At 59.0% G+C, this 12,332-nt stretch carries 8 protein-coding genes; all 8 read left to right on the forward strand.

Annotated features, from left to right (window positions below; translation table 11 throughout):
- Nucleotides 1-34 precede the first annotated feature (34 nt).
- The 8 genes from VB144_15140 (at nt 35) to metK (ending at nt 12,211) form a co-directional block, all read left to right on the forward strand.
- On the forward strand, nt 35-1,309 hold the full coding sequence (locus VB144_15140; protein MEA4884961.1) for a hypothetical protein: 1,275 nt from the start codon (nt 35-37) through the stop codon (nt 1,307-1,309).
- Between the two features lie 229 nt (nt 1,310-1,538).
- Nucleotides 1,539-2,258, forward strand: coding sequence for an LPS export ABC transporter ATP-binding protein (lptB, locus tag VB144_15145; protein ID MEA4884962.1), 720 nt, complete (start codon nt 1,539-1,541; stop codon nt 2,256-2,258).
- 37 nt (nt 2,259-2,295) lie between these two features.
- Nucleotides 2,296-3,609: a DUF3084 domain-containing protein gene (locus tag VB144_15150; GenBank protein ID MEA4884963.1), complete on the forward strand. Its 1,314-nt coding sequence runs from the start codon at nt 2,296-2,298 to the stop codon at nt 3,607-3,609.
- Between the two features lie 302 nt (nt 3,610-3,911).
- Nucleotides 3,912-7,811 carry an S-layer homology domain-containing protein gene (locus VB144_15155; GenBank protein ID MEA4884964.1) on the forward strand — a complete coding sequence of 1,300 codons (3,900 nt, stop codon included), beginning with the start codon at nt 3,912-3,914 and terminating at the stop codon, nt 7,809-7,811.
- A 97-nt stretch (nt 7,812-7,908) separates the two neighbouring features.
- Entirely contained in the window at nt 7,909-8,310 is a 402-nt protein-coding gene (locus tag VB144_15160; GenBank protein ID MEA4884965.1) for a pre-16S rRNA-processing nuclease YqgF, read from the forward strand.
- A gap of 73 nt (nt 8,311-8,383) precedes the next feature.
- Entirely contained in the window at nt 8,384-9,901 is a 1,518-nt protein-coding gene (locus tag VB144_15165; protein ID MEA4884966.1) for a hypothetical protein, read from the forward strand.
- Between the two features lie 41 nt (nt 9,902-9,942).
- Nucleotides 9,943-10,878, forward strand: coding sequence for a hypothetical protein (locus VB144_15170; GenBank protein MEA4884967.1), 936 nt, complete (start codon nt 9,943-9,945; stop codon nt 10,876-10,878).
- A 112-nt stretch (nt 10,879-10,990) separates the two neighbouring features.
- Nucleotides 10,991-12,211: a methionine adenosyltransferase gene (gene metK, locus VB144_15175; protein ID MEA4884968.1), complete on the forward strand. Its 1,221-nt coding sequence runs from the start codon at nt 10,991-10,993 to the stop codon at nt 12,209-12,211.
- The last annotated feature ends 121 nt before the right edge of the window (nt 12,212-12,332 follow it).

Genomic DNA, 12,332 nt, shown 5'->3' on the forward strand with positions numbered 1-12,332 from the left:
TCCTCGTGTGCATGGGTATGGAGTGTGACGCGCAGTGGATATGATCTTGGTGGCAGGCGGACCCGGAGATACGCTGGGACTCGCCAGGCCTGCAGTGGAGATGGTGCGTAGAGCCTATCCTGCGGCTGATGTGTGGGTTTTCGTTGCGCCCGTCTCACGCGCCACCGGGCGAGAGGCACGGGTCGCATCGTCGTTTCCGGGGGTGAGGCGTGCTGTGCCGCCTTCGGAGTTCGTGAGATATCTCGCCACTGGAATCCGGCCACCGGGTTTCGCGGCATCTGGGTCAGGAGTCGTAGTTCACCTCGGAGGCGGCATGACTTGGGCCGCCTGCCTGAGCAGGCGACTTCACTATCCGTTGGTTACATATTGCTCAAAGGCGATCCCTCCAGCTAGATCCGTAGCTCTGTATCTAGTTGAGGATGAACGGGCACAGGCCTCTCTCATCGCGAGTGGGGCTCCTGCTGAAAAGGTGCGGCCCGTTGGCAACCTCACTGCAGACAGCGCGGCGTTGAGTGTAAGCCGGAATGAGGCCAGAGCCCGGTTGGGAATTGGCGAGGACGATCGCCTCGTCGGGCTATATCCTGGGCTTCGGCCATCAGAGGTTTCCGCTATGGCGCCCTTCCTCTTCAGGACTGCAGAGCTCCTCTCCAGGGTTGAGCGGGGTGTGAAGTTCATCATGCCCCTCTCCCCTTTCGTGGGCACATCATCTCTGGAGCGGCTTTTTGCCATTCCGCGGGGCAAATCCAGGCCTGAGAGATCCTCTGCAGTGGTAGAGAAGAATGCTGGCCCCATTGAGGCCGTAACATCAGAGGGAATCAGGGTGCGCATCGAGACATCCGCGCGGCAGGAAACCACAATTGCCTCGGATCTGGCCATCTGCACACCAGGTCCCATCTGCACTGAACTCGCAGCCAACGGTGTCGCCTATGTCGCGGTTATCCCCTCCAATCTTCCTCACGCTATGACACTCGGTGGGCTTGGGGGCCTTCTGTCGTCAGTCCCTCTCATCGGCGACGCCATTAGGAGCAGCGCGTACAAGCATGCCGCTGCTTCGTCGAAGTTCTTCACCATTCCGAACATCAAGGCCGGACGCATGGTGACTCCGGAGGTGGCCGGGGAGATAGGGCCCGAAGACGTAGCGATACCCTCTGTTGGGCTTCTCGGCGATCCTGCGCGTCGCGACAAGATCGGCCGCGAGCTGAGGGAGGCCGTGGGCGGCCCTGGCGCCTCTGGCAGATTCGCCAATCAGATTCATCTCATCACTGGTCCGAGCTCACCGGCCAGTCTAGCTGGCCCAGGCCAGGGCTAGGCCGCATATATCCAACCCCATCCCGCTTACAAGACTCATCCCAGGAAACCCCGGGCATGTTCCAGGCCTGCTTGTGCAGGTGAGACCTGTTCATCTGTCGAAAGAGATCATAACATGGCCGGATTGCGCGCTCCACGAGGGAACCAAACTGCACCTATTAGCGTCATTACATGGGGCGAATGGCGATATCTGCACGGAGCAGGTCACAGCCGGTGGGAGTGTTCGGCATTTGGGCATTCGCGGTGATCAGCTGGTCAAGGCGTATGGCCGTCGCCGGGTCGTCGACGGCGCCAGTATAGCGCTTGAGCGCGGTGAGGTCGTCGGCCTCCTCGGACCGAACGGCGCTGGCAAGACCACTACCTTCTACATGATAGTCGGCCTTGAGTCGCCTGATTCCGGTTCTGTTGCAATCGATGGGGTAGATGTGACCGACTGCCCTGTCTGGAGGCGAGCGAGGCTCGGATTGGGCTATCTCGCGCAGGAACCGTCGGTGTTTCGCGGGCTCTCGGTGGAGAGCAATCTTCGAGCAGTTCTCCAGTTGGCGGGGGTTGCTCGAACTCAGGAAAGCGCAGATTTGGAGCGCCTGCTCTCCAACTTCGATCTGGCGAGGATACGGCGGCAGACTGGCTTGACCCTCTCGGGCGGAGAGAGAAGACGGGTGGAGATCGCGCGGGCGCTGGCCGCGTCTCCGTCATACATCCTTCTCGATGAGCCATTCACTGGCATTGATCCGATAGCAGTCGGAGAAATCCAGGAGATTGTAGGTAGGCTCAAACGCGCGGGCTTGGGTGTGCTGATCACCGACCACAACGTCCGCGACACGCTGGCCATAGTGGATCGTGCTTACATAATGCACGAGGGCCGGATACTTGTTTCGGGATCTGCACGCGAAATCCTCAACGATCCGACTGCGAGACGGCTCTATCTGGGCGAACGGTTCACGCTTTAGATCTAGCCCTGCCCGGGAGGGTTGCTAAGTGCCCGGTATGGCGCTGATACTGGTTCTGGCTGTCACTGGCGGAGTCATCGCGTACGCTGGAGACCGTATTGGAATGAAGGTTGGGCGCAAGAGGCTCTCGATCTTCGGGCTCAGGCCTAAGTACACCTCCATTATAGTCGCAGTGATCACTGGTGTGGTCATTACAGCATGCACGCTGTTCGTACTCACTCTCGCATCTGAGAATGTCCGCACTGCTCTTTTCCGGATCAAGGAGATTCAGGACGCTCTCTCCACTGCCCATTCAGATCTGGAGACGAAGCGTGCTGAGGCCGACGCCCTCTCAACCAGAGTCAAGGAGATTGCCGATGAGTACAACAACCTAGAGAGCCAGTTCGACGTGGTCAACTCGGAGCTTTCCGAAGCGGTTGCAGAGAAGGCGAAGGCGCGTAAGGAACTCTCAGGAGTACAGGCGAAACTCACGGAATCTGAAGGCCGACTCGAAGATGTGAAAGCCAGATTCGCACAGGCATCGGCTGGCCTCGGCAAGGCGAACGCCGATCTTCGCCAGGCTCGAGGGGATGTCGCTGGGCTTGAGGCAGAGAAATCCGACCTGGAGCGAGATGTGGCGGCGCTATCCTCGGAGCAGGCGCGCCTGCAGGCAGAGGTCAGTGATCTCGACATGAATGTCCGCGCTCTCATCGAGCTTAATGCCAGGCTCCTCGAAACCAAGGAGACAGCGCTCATGGGACAGGTCATTTTCCGCGCCGATCAGGTGATTCTCGGAGCGACGATTGACTGCTCGCAGCGTCGCGACGCCATTGAGAACCAGTTCAACGGGTTCCTGCTGAAGGTGAACGAGATCGCAGTGAGGCGAGGCGCTAGTAGCGATGACCCGGGTGGGGATCCATTCGTGCTTAAGTTTGACGAGGCAAATGTGGTTGCCGCCCTCCAGAAGATTGCGCAATCCGATTCCAAAGTGATTCTCCGGGCAATGTCCCCCGTGAACTCATGGTACGAAGCGCCGTTGCTTGTGTCCCTGCATGTGCTTCCCGATGCCAAGATCTACTCCGCTGAGGAGGTGATCGCATCGAAGATTATCGACGGGTCTATCGGGTCGAGCCGAATACAAGAGGACATGCTCGAGTTGGTGCAGGCTGTGAACAGTGCGTGCATAGCAGAGGGAATGGCAAGTGACGAGGAAGGCAAGATCGGTACGGTGATCACGATTTCGGAGTTCACATCGGCCATCATGAACATGGTCCAGCGTAACTCCAAGCAATTGGTGGAGGCCGTTGCAGTGCGCGATATCTGGCGCAGCCAGATGTCGCCATCGATCAAGCTCGTCGTCAAGCCCATGTGAGCAATTGCGCCTCTAGCTTGGCCTGGTGAGGGCAAAAAACTCGCTCCCGGTGAAGGAGTTGAGTGCTGCCTTGGAGAATATCTGATAAGGATATGCTGTATCGACATTACCTGCGTTTCCGTGGTTTTCCGATTGAAGCTGGCTGAAAGGGGGCTCCCGAAACCAGTCGTCGCCAGCTGGACCTGTACGCAACGAGCCTCGCGCCGATCAACGTGCAAGCCTGAGGAAACATGACCACTCGGGCCAGCGCCAGATGGGGGCAGGCGTCTAGCGTTTACTATCACTAAGGGGGGAATCGCTTGATGAAGAAGTTCCTAGCTGTCCTCCTCACGACCGTCCTGGTAGTCGCCTTGGCGGTGCCTGCGTTCGCAGGTCCCTACAAGGATTTGGCGGACAACCACTGGGCGGCTGACGCGGTGAGGATGCTTACTGCCCTCGGGGTGATCACCGGCTACCCTGACGGGACCTTCAAGGGCACTCAGAGCGCTAACAGGTATGAGGTCGCCGCTATGGTGGCCCGGGCGCTCGAGTACCTCGACAAGGACATCGCCGCAAGAATGACCGAGCTTGAGGCGAGGCTCAGGAAAGACGCTCCAGCTGGATCCGGCCCCGTGGCGGTCGTGACTATCCCAACGAATCCGGAGAAGCAGGTGGTGCTGCAGCCATCGTCTCAGCCGGACTCCACGATTCTCGAGACTATTATCGCGGAGAAGATCGCTGGTATGACCGATGCGCAGTGGGCGGAGTTCGACAGCAGGTTGTCTGCGCTATACGCGCGGGTGAACGATCTGTCGGACGACAATCTAGCAGCCCATGCGGCGGTTCGCGCCGACATCGACTCGATCAAGGCAGCTCTGGCGATGCGCCAGGCTGATGGGACGATACCTGGGATCGAGGTCCACACTGTGTCAGTTTCCGATCCTGAGGTGAAAGCCGCTATTGAGCAGACTGCGGGTCAGCTCGGGGGAAGAATCGCTGTCCTAGAGGCGCAGATGCCCGGCATCTCCAAAGCCATGAACGACGCTGCCGCGAAGACCAGCACAGGCTGGGAAGATGCGGTCAAGAGGCTTGAGGAGAGAGTCGCCGCACTTGAGGCCCTCAATATGGATCCCAAGGCGTACGATGCCGCTATCAGCAAGGCCGCAGCCGAGGAAGTCGCCAAGGCCGTGGCCGAGGATAAGGCAGTTGTGGCGGCCCTTTCGGCTAACCTCGATAAGCTTGGCAAGGAGCACATTGCTGATCTTGCCGCTCGAGAGAAGGCCGTGGAGGACCTGCTCGCGGTACATACCCTCGCAGAGGAGCGCGCGCGCATAGACGCCCTGGCTGCTCTCAGCGCTGAGAATGAGACTGCCCTCGCTGAGCAGCAGGCTGCTATCACGATGACCTTCTATGATGCTCTCGCTGCTGAGCGAGACGAGCGCGAGAAGGCCATGGAGAAACTCCAGTCCGCGCAGGCAGGGAAACTGACTGCGGAGATTGACGGTCTCGCTAAGTCGTTCAGAGGTTCTCTCGATGTTGAGAAGAGCGAAAGGGACAAGGCCGTAGCTGAGCTGGCGGCCAAGTTCGAGCTTCAGCTGGCGGAGAGAACCAAGGCGACCCTCAGCGAGGTCTACGCGAGGCTCGCTGAACTCGCTCAGATGTGCGACAAGTTCGACGCAGCCAAGGCCGACCAGGATGCGGCCATCGCAGAACTGGCCTCGAACGTGGAGATTGCCCTGTCTCAGCAGAATGCTGAGCTTGCGGTGACGTTCTACGATGCGCTTGACGCGGCGAAGGAAGAGAACGCCGCAGCCCTTGCCAAACTCTCCGAAGAGCAAGACTTGGCCCTATCGGAGCAGAATGCGTCACTTATGGTGGCATTCTACGATGCGCTCTACGCTGAGAAGGATGAGCGGGAAAAGGCCATTGAGAGGCTGACTTCCGATTTCGACCTTGCTCTATCGGAGCAGAATGCGTCACTGATGCTGGCGTTCTACGATGCTCTCTACGCCGAGAAGGATGAGCGGGAAAAGGCCATTGAGAGGCTGACTTCCGATTTCGACCTTGCTCTCGGTGAGCAGAACGCGTATCTCATGTGCGAACTGTACGATGGCATCTGGGCTGCGAAGGAAGAGGTATACGCATCCATCGACAAGCTAGATGCGAAGATCCTCGGAGTCATGGCCGCTATCGATGCTCTGAAGAGTGAGTTCGGCCGTGAACTCGCTGCCCTCGGGGTCCGGGTGACCGCACTCGAGGATCAGCTTGCCGGGGCCAAGACCGAGATCGCGGTGCTTAGCGCGGCAGTTTCGGAGAACGAGAAGGCCATCGAAGAGGTCCGCGGGCAGGCGGCTGCGATAGACACCCGCCTCGTTGCGGAGGAACAGGCCTCAATCGGCATGAAGGCCGACATCGAGACCCTCAAGGCTCTCGCGGCACAGAATGCCAAGGACATTGCCGACATGTACTACAAGGTCGAGTCCACGGTGTCAGCCATCGAAGCGAAAGACGCTGAGCAGGACGTGGAGATTGGCAAGCTCAAGCAGAAGGACCTTTCGCTAGACACCCAGATAGCTAACATATGGACGGATCTGAATCGGGTGCGCTTCACTGGCGCCGATGAGGTGAAATTCCTCGACATCGACCTGAAGGGCGCGCCTGGCGCTGTGTTCTACAAGGATCCGTACGCTCCGTCGGCCGATCCGAACAAGCAGTATCAGCCCACATCGAAGCTTCAAAACGAGCTGAAGCTGGCGCTCAATATCAAGCCTGAGAAGGGCGTAGATGTGTCGGTTGGCATTACCGCTGTGACCGACGTATTCGGCGCTGCTCATCAGACGGTTGGGCTCTTCAATGGCGACCTGGATCTCGCCATCACGACTCCGTCCTCGAAGACGAAGATCGTTGCGGGCGAGCTCGCGAGGCCAGCCAATTATACCAAGTATCAGATCGGAGCTGTCAAGTTCGCTGATGCCAAGATTGAGGGCATCGGAGCGAACACCACGCTCGGCGGCTTGAATGCCACTGCGACCATAGCGAAGATCGCCGATCCTGACCTGGCGGTCGGCGGCTATCAGCACCTGATGGGCGCTAGCGCGAGCTACCAGGCCACCGACATGCTGAAACTTGGTGCAAGGTGGTTCCGTATTGTTGACGACCCGCTGTCGGGCGACACGACACTCGATAAGCTGGAGGATGTGTACGGAGGAGACTTCACGCTGAGGCTTGGCGATGCATGGACTGCCGGCGGAGAGCTGTCTGTCTGGGCAAACAAGACCATGGCGACGCCGGCTGCCGCGTACAAACTGCAGACAGACGCCAAGTTCGGAATCCTGGCGATCAATGGCTCTGTTGAGCAGGTTGCTGCGGGATATGCTCCGAAGTACATGGAGACCGCTGATGATGAGGATGCAGACTACGTGAAGGCAGACACAAGTGTGGCGAGGCTCTCAGTCACCACCGACCCGATCAAGGGGGTCATCCTTTCGGCCGGCGCGGTCAAAGAGGGAGATGAGGGATACATCGCTGCGGATAAGACCACGTTGACTGCAGACGCCAAGTACGGGCTTAGGCTAGCTATCGCCGATGTCACTCTGAAGGGCGGAGTGAAGCAGGTGAACGTTGTGAAGCCGACGCCTGTCTCTATGGGTACAACCACCAGCCTGGGCTTCGATGCCACGATCAAACCAGCCAACTTCGGGTTCACATGGGAACACGATGTTGAGGCAAACGACAACGCCTACGTTGCATACGCCAACGCAGAGGTTCCAGTTGGCGGCGATGCGCTGGTCCTGAAGGGCTCATGGGAACAGGGATTCGGCTACAAGGACTACTACAAGTACAACGCTGGAGCCGACATGAAACTTGCTCTTGTGAAGGACGTTGCGACCTTCGGCGCAGGCGCCTCATACGGAAGAACCTATGGAACATCCGATGATGACAAGAACTACTCCAGAATGCAGGTTGGCGCCAATCTCGATTGGAAGCTAGCCAGTTCGACTACTCTGACTGGAAAGGCGTCGTACGAGTCTCGTGCCTACGACAACGGCGTGAAACCCTCAGGCGACTACTTCCAGTACGGACTCGCTCTTGCTCAATCGCTCTACAAGTCCACAACCCTGAGCATCAAGTACGATGTCAAGGACGTCTACTATGTGCCAGCGACAGGGTATCGGGACTACGGCGCGAGGATAGTCGACCTGTCCTTGAAGACTGCATTCTAAGGGGATAGCGGAGCAGCCCCGGGGAAGGCATGCCTTCCCCGGGGCATTTCGTTATGGTGGAGGAGACTGTGGAAGTGGGATTCTGGGGGTGGCGCGAATGGATGAAGGGCTGGTTGTGGCAGTGGACCCCGGAAGGGAAAAGGCGGGAATAGCGGTGTGCTCCCGGGAGCGCGGAACCATTGCCAAGTGCGTGGTTCCGGCTGCTGATTGTGTCAGCCGAGTCTATCAACTCGCAGTGGAGCACGGTGCACGGGTAGTAGTGGTTGGCGACAGAACCGGCTCAACCCTCATGGTCGAGGCCCTTTCTGATCGGCGGGATCTGGTTGTTGCGGTTGTAGATGAGCACCGGTCATCCATGGAAGCACGCGAACGCTATCTGCGAGACCATCCAGGACGTGGGCTGGCAAGGCTCCTGCCGAACGGGCTCAGGACCCCTTCCGAGCCATACGATGACTACGTGGCCGAGATCCTTGCTGCCAGATACTTCGAGCAAGTGTAGTCGGGAAGGAATCGGGCCTGCGGCGAAGAATATATACTGGACGAATGCGTGCACGAATGGAGGTGGAAGGCGCATGCGCAGCCAGTTTGCTGCCTGGACCAGTAGAATCTCGGTGATCCTGGCAGCTGCTGTCATTGTTGTCTCTCTCTCCGTCTGCATTCAGGCGTCGTCCCCTCTGGTATTGCCCGGCGACTGGCGGTACCGCGCCATCGCTGAACTCGCTGCGGGTGGTCTAGTTGATCCAGAAGACGCGGTCGTGTACGCCAGCAGTACGCCTATTCCCGTCGACAGACTGGCGACCAGCGTTCATAGGCTGGCCCAGAGGCTTCAAGCGCAGGTCAGGAACGCTAACGCGATCTCAGACGGGGCCAGAGCAGGGGAATCCCAGCCGTTGCTTCTGTACGGAGTCGAACAGATGGGGGTGGCCGCTTCTTCAAGCTCCACTTGGGCTGAGCCTGTTCTCACTGGGCGTCAAGCCAACCTCATCTCCGATCTGATGTGGGAATTCGGCCTCTCGTCGGAGGGGCGAGTTGGTAGGATACTCGGCCTTTCCGACCTTTTCCTGACGGAGGAAGTTGGGCTCATTCTCAATCCTCTGCAGGCTTTCGCGCATGGCCAGTCCGGTGTTCAGCCTTTGGCGCTTCGCGGCGACTCCATTGCCGAGCACCGGCAGGCCTTCGCGGGCCCAACTCAGGCAGCAGAGTTTGCCGACCTGGAGGCCCTTCTTCGAAAGACCATCGATAGCGGTGACGACAAGCCTGGAAAGCAGGTTCAAATAGGAGTGCCGAGCCCAATAGGCACGCTGTCGGTTGAGCTGTCGAGCCAGGCTGCGAGCCGTCCTCAGCAGCCCCAATCTCAGCAACCCAAGGCTGAGGAGCCTCCGCCGGCAACAGGATTCGATCTGTCAACGAGTGTGCAGCTGTCCGATGTGCTGAATGTCAGTGCGCAGTTCTTTGCTGACGACAAGTCCCGCGAGAAGGCCACATCCACATCGGTTGGGGTATCCATAGGCGAGAAGGACGGTGCAGGGCTGACGGTTGGGCACCGTGTCACTGATGTCGGAACGCCGGCCGACCTCGCAGGCAGGCGCGAGACGTACACATCGGTGGATGTGAAGTACTCGCTGCCCGATGTGGCCAGTGCCGTCGGTGTTCCTGCGGCCTCTGATTCACTGACAGTTCGGGCAGGCTATGAGCTGTATGGGCGGGAGCCCCACTTGATTGGGGCGGAGCAGAACAGCTTTCAGGCGACCATGTCGCTGGGCATCGATTACAAGCTCCTCCTTGGCGACTCTGCCTTTCTGCAGGCAGGATACAGGTATGAGAGGGTTCGCGATCTGATTTCGTCGGGCGCTGTATGGACCAAGTCCGGCCTGTATGACGAAGGAGGCTTCTCCAGCTGGCTTGGGCAGGAGTCACTGAAGCTTCAAGGGTCCAACGCGACCAGGACCATCGCCTCCATCGACTTCGGGTACAGGCTCATGGAGAACTCATCGGTCAACGTGGGCTACAAGCTCATCGACTTTGCAGACCTGGGCGTGCTCGAGCTAAATAAGAACCTGGCGACCGCCGGAGTCAGCATCAAATTCTAGGGGGGTGGCCCCCTGGCGTAGTAGAACAGGGAGGTAGCCTGATGAGAGTTTCGAGAGTGGGATTCGCAGTACTCGTTTGCGCAATCGCAGTATTGATCGCGGCTGGCCCAGGCCGGTGCGCCGAGGTCGTCGTTAGCCCTGTTGAACGACTGATGAACATGGAAAACCTGCTGTTCGGTTCGGCGCAGGAAGGCTCAATAGTCGGGCGCCTAGAGGCCATAGAGAGGCTGGTCTTCGGCGAGCTCAGCGCCGGCACGCTGCCGGACCGGCTCAATCAGTGCTGGAACTTCATCCAAGGCGACCGGGCAGGCGGGATGAACATCAAGTTCAAGCTCAGAGCTATCCAGTGGACCATGTTCGGCGCCATATCTGATGGGCCGATTGTGCCCTGCCTCGCTGATCTGGAGACCCGTCTTCTTGGGCAGCAAGCGCCGGGGTCCGTGGGGAGCAGGTTAGATGCGCTGATGGGGCTCACCATGGCTGGCGGGAAGCCAGAGGTGGGGTATGCTCTGTTGCCTAAGGGCATTCTTGTGAAGGTGAAGCTCACCACCGGAGTGAGTTCAGTCAAGTCGAGGCCTGGGGACGTGATAGGGTTCGAAGTCGTTCAGGATGCAATATGCGAGGGAAAGCTCGTAATAGCAGCTGGCGCAGGCGTTCCAGCGAAGATCGTTGAGACTGTCCGTCCCACAAAAACCGGCGTACGGGCGAGAGTCGATTTCGAGATCGGTCCAGTGGAGGGTATGGACTCTGCGGCAGTGAACCTCGGCGTGGACCAGGCGGCCATGGCCGCCAATTCCAGTGTGCCCATGACCATTGGGGATGCACCGCGCAAGTTCGGGATAATGGGCAAGGAGGGCGCACTCGGCGGGGTGTTCACGCCGAATGAGGAACTCGAACTGGCGGCTGGCGCTGTGTTCTTCCTCTCTGTGATGCAGACCTCGAAGATCCTTGGCCTGGTAGTCCCCGCGAGCAAGTAATGAGCAGAGAATGCAGCCAATAGCAGGGACAGGTATCGCCCTGCGTAGGCTGGAGTCCCTGGGCCGCACGGCGCGAACGGGGCGCTCCAGCCTTTGAAATGGAGGTCTTCATGTGTTAGAGAGACGGTTCTTCACGTCGGAGTCGGTCACTGAGGGACACCCGGATAAGGTGTGCGACCAGATTGCAGACGCGGTCCTTGATGCACTGCTCGGAAATGACCAAGGCGCGAGAGTGGCCTGCGAGGTGTGCGCCACAACAGGGCTTGTCCTCGTTATGGGGGAGGTCACATGCAAGTGCTATGTGGACATCCCGGCAATAGTAAGGAACACGGTCCGAGAGATCGGATACACAAGGGCGAAGTACGGGTTTGACGCCGACAACTGCGCGGTGCTGGTGACCATCGGCGAGCAGTCGCAGGACATATCTATGGGTGTGGATAGAGCTCTTGAGGTGCGGACGGCGTCCACGTGCAGCGGAACTGGGGCCTGCTCGGTCTCAGCCGACGAGCTGGAGATGACTGGCGCCGGCGACCAGGGCATGATATTCGGATACGCCACCCGCGAGACTCCAGAGTTGATGCCCCTTCCGATCACTCTTGCCCACAACCTTGCGAAGGAGCTTGCGCGAATCCGAAAGGCCGATATTCTCACCTACCTCAGGCCGGACGGGAAGACTCAGGTGACAGTGGAGTATGCTGGCAACGAGCCTGTGAGGGTTGATACCGTGGTGGTCTCTGCCCAACATGCGGAGAATGTACCACATGAAACCATAGTCTCCGACATAACCGACATGGTGATCCGCACCGTTATTCCCGAGGGCATGATGGATAAGAAGACCAGAATACTTGTGAACCCCACTGGAAGGTTTGAGAAAGGCGGACCATCTGCTGACTCTGGCCTCACTGGCAGGAAGATAATTGTGGATACATACGGCGGCATGGCCAGGCACGGCGGCGGAGCGTTCTCCGGGAAAGACCCTACCAAAGTCGACAGGTCTGCCGCGTATGCCGCGAGGCACGTCGCGAAGAACCTGGTTGCAGCGGGTGTCGCGGATGAATGCGAGGTTCAGGTGGCATACGCCATCGGCGTGGCGCGACCTGTCTCGATCGCCGTTGACACCAGGGGAACAGGAGCAGACGGAATGCCGGACTGGCGCATCAAGGACATCGTCGAGAAGCTGTTTGACCTGCGTCCAAAGGCGATCATAGACGGCTTCCGCCTCAGGCGCCCGATATATCGGCAGCTGGCGGCGTATGGCCACTTCGGCAGGCCTGAGCTTGATCTGCCGTGGGAGCGGCTCGACATGGTGGATGAGATAAGGAAGCACATGTAGCAGGTTCCATGGCTGCTTCAGGTAGGCGTGAACCGCGCGGCCTGAGCTGAGCGGGAACGGAGGAGATGCGCGCTGGATGTCCCCGTGGGAGTCATTGAGGGAGTCATAGAGAGAGTAACCT

The sequence above is a fragment of the Clostridia bacterium genome, assembly GCA_034926675.1.
Lineage (GTDB): Bacteria > Bacillota > DTU025 > DTU025 > DTU025 > JAYFQW01.